Source organism: Streptococcus sp. 2020WUSS089 (assembly GCF_044427405.1).
Lineage (GTDB): Bacteria > Bacillota > Bacilli > Lactobacillales > Streptococcaceae > Streptococcus > Streptococcus hashimotonensis.
The window spans coordinates 429,838-446,201 of the sequence record NZ_JAOTGD010000001.1; the positions used below are offsets into that span (position 1 = coordinate 429,838).

A 16,364-nucleotide genomic window follows, 5' to 3' on the forward strand; every position below is an offset into this window, starting at 1 on the left:
CAAAAAAATTATATCAGCCCCAACTATTTTCACCCTGCCTTCGTTCTATCTTTTTTGTATTTTTTATATTTTTGCATGTCGTCTTTATCCATCGAACTTTCCGCTTCTCATCCCGTCTCATCCTCATCAAGATTCAAATAGAATATTCCAATATCCAATAAAAAAATTGCTCATGACTACTATCTCGTCACAAGCAATTGCTATCTATTTCTTACTGTCAAAATTTTTTTATATCATGGGATAAACTAGGAATCAAATTGAATAACAAAGCGCATTGTTTTTTCATCAGCAGCATAAAATGTATATCCAAATTGGTGTTTTTCAAGAATTTGTTGCACAATGAACAAACCAATCCCTGTTCCACCATCTTTTCTCTGCCGACTAAAATCTGGACGATAGAAAGGCTTGAAGATTTGCGACAATTCCTCCCCATCCAGTACAGCCTCGACTTCATTTTCAATAATTAATTGATGTTCAGTTAATTGTAGACGAATAGCACCTCCAATTTTTGTATAACGAAATGCATTGTCCAAAACATTTTTTATAGCCTTCAGTAGATAAACTGAATTTCCTTCAATAATAACTGGAGCTAAATCAACTGTAAACTGATAGGGACGAACTTCCGCTAAGCTAAAATAGCTCGTCAATGAATCCTTAATTAACTCATCTAATTGGATACTTCCCTTGCTATCTTTCAATGCCATATCGAGATTGGTTGCTTCTAAAATGGAATAAACCAAATTAGATTGTTCCTTCAGCAATTCTCTACATTTCTTCAAATAAGTATCATGATCCTGAAAGGGACCGACATTATGAATCATCCCCTCAATCAAACCTAGCGCACTAGCAATCGGAGTTTTTAATTCGTGAGATGTAATACGGAGAAAGTCAGATTTTTCCTTTTCACGGGCTAAAGTCCTCTCGTTCTCCGTTTTCAATTCCTTGATACTGGTCAAAAGTTTACTATAAAGACTATTGACATCTTGTGCTAGGGTTGCTACTTCATCCACACCAGATACAGAACAATTAATCCCTGGCTCCAAAGATTGCATTTTGCGGGTTGTTGCAGAAATGGCTGCGATTCTACGAGTGGCCAGTCGACTGTAGACAAAGGCCGAGGAAACTGCAAGCAAAATGATTAATACCAGAATGAAGGGATAGAAGGTAACCAGGATCTGACTGACATCCGAGAGAGAATGAAAACCGTAATTAAACAGCAAATAGTAGGTCGTCCCTTCAGCGGATTCAATGGCTACCGACCATGAGCCAAACTCATCAAAATTTCCTTTCTTTAAATACTCCTCCTCGTTCTTTTTAGCCTCTTCGTCATTGGGATCTGGATAGATAATTTTATTTGACTCGGAGAAGAGAGTAATGATGATATTCGGAGTTTTTTGATCATAATCATCAATTTCCTCTAGAATTTCAACTTCTGGCTTCCCGTCCAGCTGCATCGCAACTCTCATATAATCATCTTTGAGTTCTTGTTTCCGAACTTGATTATAATAGATCGGCATGGCATAATATAATAGTCCCAATAAGGTCAAAGAAATAAAGGTAATCATCACCGTAACAACGATGAAGTTTTTTCTAGCGATTCCCATTGTTAGAATTCCTCAACCTGATAACCTCGACCAATTACCGTTCGTAAAGGAAGAGATGGTAACTTCTTACGTAGATTCTTGATATGATTGTCCAAAACTCGGCTATCCAGTTCTGTATAGCCCCAAATTCCCAGCATTAGATGATCACGATTGACAATTTTTCCACGTCGTTTTGCCAAGTACAGTAAAATCTCGTATTCTTTTTTCGTTAATTGTACTTCTTCTTCTGCCATATAAACCGCTCCACTGGACGGATGGATTTGGATGTCGGCTGCTTCTATAATATCACCTTCACCACGCAAAATATTTTCAATGCGTTTCACAAGAATAATCGGCGAAAAAGGTTTTACAACGTAGTCACTAATCAGTTGATTGAAGCTAACCAATTGTGTGTATTCGTCATCCATTGCCGTTAACATAAGAATTGGAATTTTTGATGTCTTACGAATCTCCTGTAGGACTTCCAATCCTGTCATGGACGGTATCATAATGTCCAATACAATCAAATCAAATGATTCTTCTCGAAATGTTTCAAGTGCAATTTTTCCGTCGGAAATATGGGTCACTTCGTAGCCGTGATCCTTTAGAAATTCACAAACTACTTGACTGATAACAATATCATCTTCTACAACCATAATTTTCGCCATTATACTCTCCTTTAAAACATATAAATAAATTGGTATTCTTGTGTCTCTTGTTGTATATATCTACTATCTTGAAAAAACAGATAAAAAATACATCTCGAAGAGAACATGTATAGAATTGTTTGGTAGACTAAACTAAATTAAATTAATAAAGAAAGGACTACTAATGTTCAACTTGAATTCTGAAAAACTGACTGTTCTAAAGTGGTTTGATATTGTCATCCTGAGTCTGATTTTATTTGGTGAGGGAATTTTCAACTCCACACTCCAATACCTGGCACTACAAGATCAAACGAGAACCCTACAGGAAAATCTGACTTTTTCAGCATTAGATAACTGCAAGGCAGTGGCCATTCAAATTGTATGGTTAGCTCTTGCCCTCTTCTATTTACTACTGCGTAATTTTGACTTTTCACAGTGGAAAAAACAAATTCTCTTTACACCGTGGGTTCCACTACAAACCATCGTCATCTTCATTGTCGCAGCCCTCTGTATGGATGTTTTTCAGCTTGTGTCCCATCAAGTTATCGCACCTGCGACACCATCGATGTTCCACTTGGTACATAAAGCCAGCTATTCATTAATATTCTATGCCTTGCTAAATGGATTCTATGAAGAGATTTTCTTCCTTGGTATCTGTCTGATGGGCAATCCAAAACATGCTAAGTGGGCATTTCTCTACTCACTGATTATCCGTTGTAGCTTCCATACCTATCAGGGTCTAGTTGCTGGCATCGGACTAGGTTTAATCGTTGGAATTATTTTCCATCTACTCTACCAAAAAATAAAACCTCAAAACATGCTTCCGTTCTTCTTGGCTCATGCCATAGCAGATATTATCGGGCTAACAGTCCTGGGGCATATATACATATAATACGTACACATTGATGACTCACATAACCATCTAAAGGTGATGTGGGTTTTATTTATGCTTTCAGACTCGTTTGAAAGGCGGGGAATCAGAAGCCCTCCATTTCCTACCACTAAGATAGAACTCTATGGCATATCATGTCCTGTCAACAGCATATAAATAGTGGCTCAACACAGTCCTTATAGCAGACTTTTCTTTGAATCAATTATGTTTAGCTTATAAAAAGTTGCCCTCATAAAACAACTTCACATTACCTTCTCTGTAGATAACAACAATAGTATATCACAATAAAAAGATATATAGAAAAGTCACTCAAAAGAAACACAGAATACTTAGACAAAACATAGAACTATTTTAAATGAGCTAAAATCCTCCCGATTCAGCTGATGATTTTATCCAGTTTCTAAGCTTTCACAGTCCGTTTGTATCTATTCTGCATGGCAGTACAGACGCTCTTTAAATAAACAACAACCACCTCATCGTGCGCATTGAGGTGGTTGTTATCCAAATATAGTAATTGGATTCCTAAGGATGAGGATGAAAATTAGACATTGTATCATAATTCCTGTTAGGTAGTCCACGTATCTTCTTTATCATGTGACTACACCAACTACTATGTACCAACTTAGGTGCAAAACATACTATGGATGGCGATATGTTTGCATAATCTATTTTATCATGGAATCCTTGAATTCATTTATGTTTCATCTATTGTTTGTTTATGCTTACTCTATTATCGATAGAATTGTTCAAGCTTTCCCTAAAAATTGCTACAAACTGGACTTTATGCATTTTTTCCACTCTTTTTCCGTAGGAATGGGAAGACCAAAAGTAGCAGAAATCCTAGTAGGGTCGCGATTCCATTTTTCTCCCCAGTATTAGGCAGCATTTTTCTGTGATCCCGATTGTCTTTCTTCTCTGTTTTTTCAATAGTAGCAGAAGATTTTTTCGTATCCATCTTATTACTACTTGTTTCTTTACCTTTGTTGGAATCCATTTTTTCTGGCATGTTTTCCTTTTTACTGCTAGAATTTGGTTGAGTTTTTTCCCTGTCTGACAGAAATTTTTCCTTGATGAGGGCCTCTGTCTTTATCTGAGGTTTTTCCGCAGGTGATGGCTTGATAATTTCTTTGTTAGACAAGTAAATACTGCGTTCCATACCTGTCATGACTTCAGACATCACCTTACCATTGACCAGTACTGTATAGAAGGTACCATCAAGCAATCCCTCTTTAAAAATAGCCTTTCCATCTGCATTCGTCCGCTGCGTTCCAATTGAGCGACCTGTTTTGTCCACCAAGGTCACTTCTTGCCCGCTTACAGGATTAGCTCCTGCATTGCGAATAACCACTGTCAACGGTGTCATGCTGAATTCTGGATCAACAGTCCCCTCCCCCTCAGCAATAAAACTAGAGCCCAACTGACTCTCACTTCCATTAGCACGGAGGGTATAGCCCTGCGCAACCCCATCTACAACTACACTCAAATTAATATTTAAGGGAAGATGATTAAAAATAGCCTGTCCTTTGGCGTTTGTTCTATTGGTAGCGACTACCTTGTGTTCTCTTGTTGAGGTATCCACTATCTGGACTTCCTTATCTGCTAATACTTTTCCGTTTTTATTGATAATGGTTGCTGTAAAAGTAAATCCTTTTTCTTCAGTTTCTTCTTTCTTACTGCTATAAGATGAAGCCTCTTCCTTTACAATTTTATCTGAAGAAAGATAGGCAAAACGAGACTGTCCTGGGAATACCTCTCCAATTTTCTCTCCATTGACATAGTATTCATAGAAAGTACCTTCAACGATTTTGTCAGTAAAGCTGACCTTTCCGTTTTGATCAGATAAGCGACTTCCAAGGGATTCATTAGAAGAGATTTTTAATTCTACTAATTGAGAAGATAAGGGAGTTGCATCTTCATCCTGAACGGTAATCTCAATCGCCTTCCCACTCAAGTCCTCCTTATTAGTCGCAACATTGGTCTCCGATTCAGGCTTATTAGCTAAATCAGGCATGTTTCCTTCACCTGATGCCGTATTGTTTCCGTCAACTATGTTTGCTCTGAAATCCAATTCAGTCTTGTTGGTTGCTACATCTGTTTCCTCCGCTAAAATAGTAGGCATTGAGCCCAGTCCAGCAGTTAAAAGTGCTACAACAGATACAAATCGAATGGTGTGATGTTTTGAAAATAACATAATAGTCTCCTTCTAAAATATAAACTCTTTAATATACCCCCTCAAAAAAGAGCCTTTATTAGTTGTTCTAAATCAAGGCTCTCCTCATCAAAGGGATCTTTTCAGTGTAAAATGATTTTGTATTTTTTATACTCCTACCAGACCTTCAAACGCTCCTCAGGCTTAACATACATAGGATCGCCCTCTTTAACATTGAAGTCTGTATAGAATTGTTCAAGCTGATTCACAATATTATTCACACGGTATTTAGCAGGTGGATGTTCATCAGTAATATTGGCAATTGCAAATTCTTTCGTTGTCACTGCACGCCAAACTTTTCCGTAGGCTTCGAATACTTTCTTGGTATCATAGCCTTTTTTCTTGGCAATATCAATGGCAACTGTCATTCCTCCCAAATCAGCAATAATTTCTCCCGTTGAAATCTCCCCGTTGACATAGTATCCTGGGGCAACCTCCAATTTTGAATAAATATCTGCTGCTTGTTGAACCTTAGCCTTGAATTTTTCCAAGTCTTCTGGTTGCCACCAGTTCACTAAGTTCCCTTTTTCATCAAATTGTGAGCCCGCTCTATCAAAAGCATGGGAAATCTCATGTCCAATGACAGCACCAATTCCACCCAGATTTGCCTCTGGACTGGCAGATGGGTCATAGAAAGGTGCTTGTAAAATACCTGCTGGAAAAACAATCTCATTGTTTGATGGGCTGTAAAAAGCATTGACAGTGTGCGCAGGCATCCCAAAGTGAGTCTTATCAAAAGGCTTATTAAGCTCAGCAAACTCTTCTTTCAATTTGCTCATCCGAATCGTATCAATATTGGATAGCAAACTACCTCCATCCTCCTTGGCTTGGATGCTAAAATTAGTATAGTCTTTCCACTGATCTGGGTAACCAATTTTAACGCCCATACTGTCTATTTTTTTAAGGGCATGCGCTTTCGTCTCCTCAGACATCCACTGTACTGCTTGGATACGTTCGCGATAGGTTGACTTGATTTCTTCCACCATTTTGAGAACATCTGTTTTAGATTCTTCTGAAAAATGATTCTTCACATAAAGTTTGCCAATCAAGTCCGCAAAGTTTTCATCAACAGCAGATTCGACAACTTCATCATGACTTGGAATATTTACAGTCCCTTCCATTGCCCCCTCATAAGTTGCCTTAGCTTCAATAACATCTTCTGATAAATAATTGCTGTAGTGGGCAATCAAACGATATTGGAGCAGAGCTTTAAGAGCTGCAAGGTTCTTTTCTTGATACAATTCATTTAATTTCTTAAGAGCATCTGGTTCTGATACCACCATTGTTGCAGCATGCTCAAGCTCCAGTTCCGAAGCAAGTGCTGAAATTGGTAGATTGGGTGCTAATGCTTTCACCTCATCCCAGGTCTTTTGATTATACATCGCATCAAAATTATCTGCCTCTTTCTTTGGACGCTGCACTATAGCCATCTCTTTTTCCAAGTTAAATACAAGCTCTGCCTTTGCAGCGGCTTCCTTGGAATCATCCCCTATTAAATGAAAGATTTTTTGTAAATACTCTTTAAAAGCTTTCTGACTTTTCTGTGAAAAATCATCAGTCCCTTCATAGTTTTCTTTCGCAAAACTTAATTTATGAGGGTCAATATAGAGAGAATTTTTATTACTATCCTTTATATCCTGGGTGACACTCAAATTGATGAGTGTTCGGATATTTTTACCATACATAGAAACAAAAATCTTGCTCACTTCATCCATTGTAGAGGCTTTCTGTATCTCGTCTAGAAACGGTTTGAGCGGTTCAATTCCTAGTTTATTTCGCGTCTCAAAATCAGCCGCTAAACGATAAAAGTCAATCAGCTTTCTCTCCTCACTTCCGATTTTCAACTGCTGATAATTTTCATCCAACTGGTCAATCATTTCTCGGATTTTTTCTTGGGTTCTGTCTGTCATTTGAGCAAAGTTATCGATTTGAGCCTGACCTTCTCCCAGTTTTGTTTCCTTCAACCATTCAGCATTGATATAGGAATGAAAATCGGTTTGCGGTGTTGCTTGCGGAGTCGATTTCCCCACTCCACAGGCTACTAGAAATACCACAGAAAACATGGAAACTGCAGTTAACTTAAGCGTCTTATTCATCTTGATTACACATACCTTTCGTTAAATTTGAAATGAAGTCAATAATTTACTATTTCTTTAAAATAAATACTGTCTACTTATCTCCTCCTTATCAATAAATGCACAAATAAGTCAGACTATCCCTATTCGTCCATTTCGCCTCATCTCTAGATTTAGCTGAGCAGTCCCCATCCTGTAAGACACAAGATAAGTCTCGCGCATTTTCCAAAAGAGACCAATAGCCGTTTGTCCATGTCATCTTAGCAACTGCCGATAGGAGGTCTCAATCGAATCATGTGCTTGTTGCACAAAAATTCTCCTCAGCCTGATGTCAGCAGTCACTTCAGCATAGATTTCAGTGCCTGACTAAACCATCTAATGAGTCTCAATTTCCCTTAGAATCAGCCTCAGTATATCACACCAAACCCCTTCAAAACGGGAAAACTCAAAAGAAATACAAAAAGCTTATACAAATCTTATATTGCCTAAAAAAGAGATGGATTCATCCTTACTGACTCCCCTTTCCTTTCTTCTGCAACAGAAATACAGCCATATAAAAACCTGCCTCTAGGAAGGAAGAGACAGGTTTTTATATTATGAATTGAAAAAGATTTTAGAAGGCAATAGTAAATAAAGAAGTTTTTAGAGTTTATGCGAATCATTTACTGGACTACGATAGTTTAATGAATTAAAAAAGTTTGTGAAAGTTTTGTTTGATTATGAAATTTCAGTGTATAAGAAAGTTTTATTAAATTATGAAGGACAAAAATTATAAGATTGATAAGAATTACTCTCTAAGCTATGAGAAAGTTATTTCAATATTTCTTTCAACCAATGTCAGATTCATTAAAAGTCCTAGTCAATGTACTTTTTCTTGTATGCCGCATCTGAACGAGACTAGATTTGTACGGATGATTCCATTTGAGACTATCTCTAAAACTTCTTTTCGGTACTACGATCTATCTGATACATAGTACCTTTCCATTGTCATGGGCGCTAATTTAACCAAAGGTAAGCAAGAAATATTAAATTAGTTCCGACAATTATTTGAATAACTATGACGTATATGCAATATCACTTCAGATTACATTTCGCTTTGCTATGACTTATTCCATCATAACTCCTTTTCAATTTCATCATTCGCTATCTTAATCGATACCGTGAAGTTAGTATAGCATAAAAAAATGTCAAAAAAACAAAACATATACAAATATTACATAAAAACTAGGGCAGGGTTATATAACCTAAAAAACGGATATGTGTCATCTCTTACACAAACACCTTTGGCTATTCGGAAAAGATAATATGAACTTCGCTGAGTTTACTATTTATGGTAAAGTCATTTCTCAAACTTTTCTTCCCATCCAAATCAGATTGACATTTTTACAATATACTAGCCTACACTTATCATTCTATCCAGCTTTTTTGCATGATTATGTGGCTACTCTAATAACAGCCATTAACGTTAAACTTTGTAGACCTTCATTCTCCAGCTACATCGTACAACTATTGAATTTTTCGAATAAATCATCTTACAGATAAAGCGTATACAAATAATAGTCTGTCCCCACCTACGAATTTCTCGTTTATGATAAGATGAGTGTGTAGAGGAATGGCCATTCTTTTATATATTTTTTAGAAAGAGGTGCTTTATGAAGAATCAACTTAAAAGTAAAGCAGTAGCTATTTTACATGCACAAGCAATTCCTGCCCTAGCACTAATCACAATGATTGGAATGGCTGGGACAACTGCCACTATCCACGCCGACACCCAGGCAGCTAATATGCCTGTTGAATCGGCTCAATTTAATGGATATTACGATTTTCTCTTTCCACAAACAACAGAGACTCTAACATTGGCTCAGGAATTACGTGCCGATTTAGAAGACCGTATTAGCGAGGTGGAAAAACGAGCTTCTTACTCTCCCGAAATCACAAGCCAAGCTGATGAATTACGCGTAAAAGTCCAGCAGCTTGACTTTGTTTGGGGTTCCAAAGATGATTTGATTCAGATATACGAAATGATTCTTCAAGATATTGCGATTTGGAAGACACAAGTAGAGGACCACGGCTTAAATCCTATTGATGACTATCCATATCTAGACGATGACATCATTCCTCTTCGTCGCACTCCTGAGTTTTATGAATTACGAGACGAATTAAAAGCAGACTTGGAAAGCCGTATCACTGAAATCGAAAACTTGGAATCAAGAAAAGGCTATTGGACTCCAAAAGCTAATAATTTCCGCAACCAAGTTATGAAACTTGAATATCACCATATTGAGAAACCATTGATTCGCGAATATGAGAGAATCCTTCGCAATCTTGCAACCTGGCGAACACAGGTGAACGAATCCTAATCCTTTTACTACCATTTCACTTTTCATAGTTTATAAAATTACGTATAAATTCCTTTTATCATCAAACAATGTATAAACTAGAGAGAGCGACTGCTCTCTCTTTATTTCTTTATTTGAGACCAGTCTACAGTAACGCCAATCATTTCATACTCCACGCAATAAAACACTCCTGTGTCTAGTTTTATACTAGAATTCAACAGGAGTGTTTTTCTATATGTCATTTTAGGAAGTATTCAAACCAAGATGAGATTTCGGATGTAGATTACAGTTCAATCCTCCAACCGATTTCCCACTCGATAAAACTACCGTTGTTATAATCTACGCGTCCGTGCTCATATCCAAGTTCAACAAATGATGGCCAATCATCATTACTACTTTCGTCTGGGAGCTGGGTTTCACCACTTTCGCCGGGAAGTTGATGACCGCCATTATTACCGCTTAAGTTAGGCACGTGGCTTTCACCACTTTCGCCGGGAAGAGGACGATGACCATTGTTACCACTTAAGTTAGGCACTTGACTTTCACCACTTTCGCCGGGAAGTGGACGGTCGCCATTATTGCCGCTTAAGTTAGGCACGTGGCTTTCGCCACTAGCACCGGGAAGTTGATGGCCGCCATTATTACCACTTAAATTCGGCACGTGGCTTTCACCACTTTCGCCGGGAAGTTGATGACCGCCATTATTACCACTTAAATTTGGGAGCTGGCTTTCGCCACTAGCACCTGGAAGTTGACGATGACCATTGTTACCACTTAAATTCGGCAAGTGGTTTTCACCACTTTCGCCGGGAAGAGGACGATCGCCATTATTACCACTTAAATTCGGCACTTGACTTTCACCACTTTCGCCGGGAAGTTGATGGCCACCATTATTACCACTTAAATTCGGCAAGTGACTTTCACCGCTTTCGCCGGGAAGTTGAAGACCGCCATTATTGCCACTTAAATTTGGCACTTGGTTTTCACCACTTTCGCCGGGAAGTGGACGATGACTATTGTTACCGCTTAAGTTAGGCACGTGGCTTTCACCACTTTCACCTGGAAGTTGACGGTCACCATTATCACCGCTTAAGCCTGGGAGCTGGCTTTCACCACTTTCGCCTGGAAGTGGACGGTCACCATTATTACCGCTTAAGTTAGGCACGTGGCTTTCGCCGCTAGCACCTGGAAGTTGAAGACCGCCATTATTACCGCTTAAATTTGGCAAGTGGGTTTCATCACTTTCACCCGGAAGTGGACGGTCACCATTATTACCGCTTAAATTCGGCACTTGACTTTCACCACTTTCACTTGGAAGTTGATGGCCACCATTATTGCCACTTAAATTTGGCAAGTGACTTTCACCACTAGCACCTGGAAGTGGACGGTCACCATTATTACCACTTAAATTTGGCAAGTGGGTTTCACCACTAGCACCTGGAAGAGGACGATCGCCATTATTACCGCTTAAGTTAGGTACTTGGCTTTCGCCACTAGCACCTGGAAGTTGATGGTCCCCATTATTGCCACTTAAATTTGGCACTTGGTTTTCACCACTTTCACCCGGAAGTTGATGCTCGCCATTATTACCGCTTAAATTTGGCACTTGGCTTTCGCCACTTTCGCCGGGAAGTTGACGGTCCCCATTATCACCGCTTAAACCTGGGAGCTGGCTTTCGCCACTTTCGCCGGGAAGGTGATGACCGCCATTATTACCGATTAAGTCTGGGAGCTGGGATTCGCCACTAGCACCTGGAAGAGGACGATGACCATTATTACCGATTAAATTTGGCAAGTGACTTTCACCACTTTCGCCTGGAAGGGGACGGTCCCCATTATCACCGCTTAAGTTAGGCACTTGACTTTCGCCACTTTCACCGGGAAGTTGAATACCACCATTATTACCGATTAAGTCTGGGAGCTGGGATTCGCCACTAGCACCTGGAAGAGGACGTTGACCATTATTACCGCTTAAATTTGGCAAGTGACTTTCACCACTTTCGCCTGGAAGAGGACGTTGACCATTGTTACCACTTAAGTTAGGCACATGACTTTCACCACTTTCGCCTGGAAGTGGACGCTCCCAATTATTGCCACTTAAGTCTGGGAGCTGGCTTTCACCACTTTCGCCTGGAAGTTGAAGACCGCCATTATTACCACTTAAATTTGGCACTTGACTTTCACCACTTTCGCCTGGAAGAGGACGTTGACCATTATTGCCACTTAAGTTTGGCAAGTGGCTTTCACCACTAGCACCTGGAAGAGGACGGTCACCATTATCACCACTTAAGTTAGGCACTTGGCTTTCACCACTTTCGCCTGGAAGAGGACTTTGGTTGCGACCACCTAGACCAGAATCGCCGGGGACGACAGTCTCACCTTCCTTGCCGGGAAGTGGATGACTATTACGACCTTCTTGATGGGACTGTTTTCGTGCAAGTCGCCCTTCAAAGTAACCTCTCTCATAGTCCGGATCTGGAAGAGGAGCTTTTCCAAACCCTCTATAACCATCTAAATAACCTATTTCATAGCCTGTTTTCCATCCCTCTTCTGAACTAGAATCACTTAATTTTGGCCCACGATTGTCTCCCTCCGAACCTGGGAGAGGACGATCGCCATTATTGCCGCTTAAGTTAGGTACTTGGCTTTCGCCACTAGCACCTGGAAGTTGATGGTTCCCATTATTACCACTTAAATCTGGAAGCTGGCTTTCACCACTTTCGCCGGGAAGTTGAAGACCGCCATTATTACCACTTAAATTCGGCACTTGACTTTCACCACTAGCACCTGGAAGCGGCTTAGCTGTACGACCCCCTAAGCCAGAATCGCTGGAAAGTGGACCACTATTATCGCCACTACTACCTAATAAGCGATGCATTCCAGCATTGCCATTCTGTCCTAATTGCTGACTAGTTCCCCCTTCACCCGCTAATTGAGAATTTCTATTTTCACTTTCTTGATGATAAACGCTCGATTCTGAATTTTGAGGGCTTCGATTTCCTCCTTCTGAACCCGGTAATGTCCTAGTATTCCGACCACTTAATGCTGAATTTTCTCCCTCGGTTTGCTGCTCCATCCTGCTATTCTCAACAATAGACAATCGTTGCTCATTTGCATTTCCACCCGGTCTTAGGATTTTATTTCCGCCTACGATTAGACCCACCGAAGCTAACGTGACAATGGCACCTGCATATAGCCATCGTTTCCCTGATTTCCACATCCTAAAACGGCCTTGAAATTTGAAAAAATTATTTGACATCTGTGAATATACCTCTCTACTTATTTTTTCACATTCTTAAAAACGTACGTCATTCATTTGTACTGGATAATTTTATCAAAAAAAACATCCCGTAAAAATCCTCTTACAGCAAAAAATAGATAAAAAATATCCAAAAAATACGAACGTTTTACCTTGCGCCCTCAAACTTTGCACGATAAAAAAAGCCATCATTTTTGATGACTTTTCTCTTAATTGATCTGACTTAAATTATTATAAACCATACAAATAAAATAGAAGAACAGCCTCGTATCTTATTTGTAAATACTAAAATTTTACAGAATCTTAATTTGTCCGAATCCGTACTCATCTACTAAGCATGGATCTGACGTCTTAAATCCACTTGCTGGAGAGTGTTGCAATGTAAAATCTCCATTTTCAATCTGTTTTGCAAGCTCATTATTCACTTCACCTTCTGAGCCACGTCCACCTGGTCTATAGTGGTTGATAAATGTATAATTGCCCCAACTATTTTTTGTTTCTACTTCCTCACCTTCAAATCGATATGGATCTGATGTTTTAAAGCCAGTTGCTGGAGAGTGTTGCAATGTAAAATCTCCGTTTTCAATCTGTTTTGCGAGCTCATTATTCACTCGACCTTCTGAACCACGTCCACCTGGTCTATAGTGGTTAATAAACGTATAATTACCCCAGCTATTTTTGGTTTCTACTGCCTCCCCATCAAATCGACATGGATCTGATGTTTTAAATCCGGTTGCTTCAGATGATACAGCTGTAAATGTTTCTGCTTGAGCAGTAGCTCCTCCAAATAATGCAAGTCCTGCTAACAAGGTTACTGCTCCTAATTTTAATGTTGACATAAAAATACTCCTTTAAATTTTTCTTTTCCGTACCAATGTACGGTTTTATTATAACAAAAATACAATTTATGAAAATACGTTTTTTTCAAAAAATAGATAAAAAATAGCCTAAAAATACTAATAAGACGAACTCGATTTTAATACCTATTCGATAATCGAATTTAATCATTACGCTTCTTTAAGATGCTCATAATCAAAACTGTAAAGAATAAGCTGACAGCTCCCAGAATAGCTAAAAGCATCCCGTTTTTCTCACCTGTTTTTGGGAGGGAAACGCTCTGGCTTTGCTTAACAACAGCATGGAAATCCTCTTTTCTTTGCTTGTCTTCTTCCATGACTTCAGATTTTTTTGATGGAGCCACCTTCTCTTCCTTGGTCCCCATTTTTTCTTGATGCCCCTTTGACTCCAAGCTCACCTTCTCCTGAATAACATCCATTTGCTGTCCCATCTGCTGATTCTCTCGTGACAAACTCATTGATGGGGACTGAGAAGAATTTGCTTTCTTCATATCATTTGTCTTGACTTCATCTGTGATGGCATCATTTTTTCTGATAAGGGGCGCTGGTTTACTAATCCGCTTCCCTTTTCCTTTTTGCACTGTCACAACCTCCCAAGCCATCTGACTCCCATCTTGGTCAAAAGCCCTGAATGACAGAGTTTCTCCCTCTTTTAATACTCGATTTCCTAAATCAAATACAAACTGACCTGTAGCATCAGCGGTTGTCCGAGCAAGCATTTCTTCAGCCTTATGTGTCGATACCAGTTCTACTGTCACTCCTGGGGCAATTTTTCCACTAATATAGCCGTAATCAGTTGTCACTTCGTCCACTTGGAATGGCAAGTCACTCTCATCCTCATCTTCTAAATATTGACCAACAACTACCTCTTTTGAGGCCAACAAAATATTTGTCTTTGGATCTAAAATCTCAAAACGAATTTTCTCTCCTTTTTCAAAGGGGAGTTGTAAATCTTGAATTTGAAAACCGAAAAAACCTAATTCATCAACTTGGACAGGCGGGTATACCTTACCTTCAATTGATGAAACCATCCGAACATAGGCATGTGGAAACAGGGTTCTACCAACGATATAATCTTTCTTATTGTGCAAAGTAGGGACAACAATCGGATTTTCAAAAGTTGCCTCATCCATATCTACCTCTTGTAAATAAGTCACCAAGGGGGCAATAACAGCCTTATCTAATTGTTTGCTTGGACCATCTACCGTGTCAATATAAATTGATTCAACTTCTCCTTGCTGATTGTACACCAAGCGGTAATATTGCTCTCCTGGTTGCAATTTCGGTAAGGTAACCTTAAAGTTCCCTGTCTTATCAGCAATTGCTTCTTCCAAAAATTCAAAAGTAGCAACATTATATAATTGTACTTGACCAAACGGAACCGTCTGCCCCTCCAAAACGGAATTATCACTTGAAAGTGGCTTCACCATTATCTGTGAAGGGCTATCTGTTTTTTCCCACGGAATAACAATATGATTTGTAATAATTGGACGATTATCCTCAGAAATAAATGATAAAACCAGTTTGTCATTCGCCTTAAATTTCGAACCTGCTAAACTGTCAGAAAAAGTCACCTCAAATCGCCCATCTTCATTGATTGGCGTCTTATCCGATACAAAACTTCCATTTATAGACAGATAAACAAATCCCTTAACAGAGGTATGCCCAATGACCTTGTTGGCATGTTCCAAAATTGGTTCCACCAGAACTTGGTGCTGCCCATCTTCTGTCTTCTCTAGTCGTTCAGTCGGAATTTTATAGGCATCTGGATGACGCTCAGTTTTGACAGTCTCAATCAGTTCTTCACCTTCTCCTTCGTCCTCAGACTCTTCTTCAGATTCTTTCGGAAATGAACTAATCTCAACCACTTGGTTATAGCCCAATGGCTTCTCTAAAGAATGTTTAAACTTACCTTCTTCATCCGCTTCTAGACTATTATCAATGGAAGTAATCGCTTCACCATCCACAGAAATAAATACATATCCTCCAGGAATAGTCTGACCTGAAATTTGCTTGTCACCAGCATGAACAGGATCGATTTTCAAGATGCTCTCTTTAGCCTTTTTCTCGCTGTCAGGAAGACTAGCATCCGTCGGTTTCACTTCTACCTCAGTAGCTTCTTCCTTTTCTGTTTTTCTATCCGAATCTTCTACCAGCTCTTCCTCAATAGCAAGTGGCGTCTCCGTTACCTTGGCTTCGATTTCTGTACTCAGAATAGCTGTTTCATCAGCTTTTGCAACTGCTCCCACACCTGTTCCAAACCACATAAGCGCAATCATAACAGAAGCTAATCCAACCTTACTCTTTCTCAACGAAAAAATTTCAGTCTGTCTATTCATTTTTTCTCCTTGTTTTCTATCATTTAATACTCAACACACACAGTGCCTACTCTAATTATAGAAAACCAATCTCACATAGTATTATGTTTCGTTTGTTTTTTATCTAATCTGCACATGCTCATTCCCAAGAATAAACCTCAAAACTAAGCTTGGCTCAAGACCAG

At 39.2% G+C, this 16,364-nt stretch carries 9 protein-coding genes; 2 read left to right on the forward strand and 7 right to left on the reverse strand.

From position 1 onward, the window contains the following. Positions 1-245: 245 nt before the first annotated feature. On the reverse strand, positions 246-1,604 hold the full coding sequence (locus tag ODU46_RS02035; protein WP_398579165.1) for an ATP-binding protein: 1,359 nt from the start codon (positions 1,602-1,604) through the stop codon (positions 246-248). A gap of 2 nt (positions 1,605-1,606) precedes the next feature. Next, on the reverse strand, positions 1,607-2,251 hold the full coding sequence (locus ODU46_RS02040) for a response regulator transcription factor (RefSeq protein WP_024385031.1): 645 nt from the start codon (positions 2,249-2,251) through the stop codon (positions 1,607-1,609). Positions 2,252-2,414: 163 nt separating this feature from the next. Here ODU46_RS02040 and ODU46_RS02045 point away from each other — a divergent pair, with 163 nt between their 5' ends. Further along, positions 2,415-3,122 carry a CPBP family intramembrane glutamic endopeptidase gene (locus tag ODU46_RS02045; RefSeq protein WP_202848402.1) on the forward strand — a complete coding sequence of 236 codons (708 nt, stop codon included), beginning with the start codon at positions 2,415-2,417 and terminating at the stop codon, positions 3,120-3,122. Between the two features lie 781 nt (positions 3,123-3,903). On the opposite strand, the gene ODU46_RS02050 is transcribed toward ODU46_RS02045, so the two are convergent. Both ODU46_RS02050 and ODU46_RS02055 read right to left on the reverse strand, forming a co-directional pair. Beyond that, positions 3,904-5,313 (reverse strand): collagen binding domain-containing protein, encoded by a 1,410-nt coding sequence (locus tag ODU46_RS02050; protein WP_398579166.1) that lies wholly within the window; start codon positions 5,311-5,313, stop codon positions 3,904-3,906. A gap of 134 nt (positions 5,314-5,447) precedes the next feature. Next, positions 5,448-7,427 carry a M13 family metallopeptidase gene (locus tag ODU46_RS02055; protein WP_336372716.1) on the reverse strand — a complete coding sequence of 660 codons (1,980 nt, stop codon included), beginning with the start codon at positions 7,425-7,427 and terminating at the stop codon, positions 5,448-5,450. Between the two features lie 1,631 nt (positions 7,428-9,058). Between ODU46_RS02055 and ODU46_RS02060 the strand changes: the two genes are divergently transcribed. Further along, a complete protein-coding gene (locus ODU46_RS02060; protein WP_172115791.1) occupies positions 9,059-9,766 on the forward strand; it encodes a hypothetical protein in 708 nt (235 codons plus the stop codon). A 262-nt stretch (positions 9,767-10,028) separates the two neighbouring features. Here the strand turns inward: ODU46_RS02060 and ODU46_RS02065 are convergent, their stop codons facing one another. The 3 genes from ODU46_RS02065 to ODU46_RS02075 all read right to left on the reverse strand — a co-directional run bounded on the left by ODU46_RS02065 (position 10,029) and on the right by ODU46_RS02075 (position 16,200). After that, on the reverse strand, positions 10,029-13,004 hold the full coding sequence (locus tag ODU46_RS02065; RefSeq protein ID WP_398579167.1) for a KxYKxGKxW signal peptide domain-containing protein: 2,976 nt from the start codon (positions 13,002-13,004) through the stop codon (positions 10,029-10,031). 293 nt (positions 13,005-13,297) lie between these two features. Next, complete coding sequence (locus tag ODU46_RS02070; RefSeq protein WP_336385355.1) at positions 13,298-13,843, reverse strand: hypothetical protein; 546 nt, start codon at positions 13,841-13,843, stop codon at positions 13,298-13,300. Between the two features lie 161 nt (positions 13,844-14,004). Beyond that, on the reverse strand, positions 14,005-16,200 hold the full coding sequence (locus ODU46_RS02075) for a YSIRK-type signal peptide-containing protein (RefSeq protein ID WP_170241369.1): 2,196 nt from the start codon (positions 16,198-16,200) through the stop codon (positions 14,005-14,007). Between the last annotated feature and the right edge of the window lie 164 nt (positions 16,201-16,364).

What these genes read in the sequence shown, in the direction of transcription:
- ODU46_RS02050 (WP_398579166.1), bottom strand. Translation starts at nt 5,313, where the DNA reads ATGTTATTTTCAAAACATCACACCATTCGATTTGTATCTGTTGTAGCA.
- ODU46_RS02070 (WP_336385355.1), bottom strand. Translation starts at nt 13,843, where the DNA reads ATGTCAACATTAAAATTAGGAGCAGTAACCTTGTTAGCAGGACTTGCA.
- ODU46_RS02075 (WP_170241369.1), bottom strand. Translation starts at nt 16,200, where the DNA reads ATGAATAGACAGACTGAAATTTTTTCGTTGAGAAAGAGTAAGGTTGGA.
- ODU46_RS02035 (WP_398579165.1), bottom strand. Translation starts at nt 1,604, where the DNA reads ATGGGAATCGCTAGAAAAAACTTCATCGTTGTTACGGTGATGATTACC.
- ODU46_RS02040 (WP_024385031.1), bottom strand. Translation starts at nt 2,251, where the DNA reads ATGGCGAAAATTATGGTTGTAGAAGATGATATTGTTATCAGTCAAGTA.
- ODU46_RS02065 (WP_398579167.1), bottom strand. Translation starts at nt 13,004, where the DNA reads ATGTCAAATAATTTTTTCAAATTTCAAGGCCGTTTTAGGATGTGGAAA.
- ODU46_RS02055 (WP_336372716.1), bottom strand. Translation starts at nt 7,427, where the DNA reads ATGAATAAGACGCTTAAGTTAACTGCAGTTTCCATGTTTTCTGTGGTA.
- ODU46_RS02060 (WP_172115791.1), top strand. Translation starts at nt 9,059, where the DNA reads ATGAAGAATCAACTTAAAAGTAAAGCAGTAGCTATTTTACATGCACAA.
- ODU46_RS02045 (WP_202848402.1), top strand. Translation starts at nt 2,415, where the DNA reads ATGTTCAACTTGAATTCTGAAAAACTGACTGTTCTAAAGTGGTTTGAT.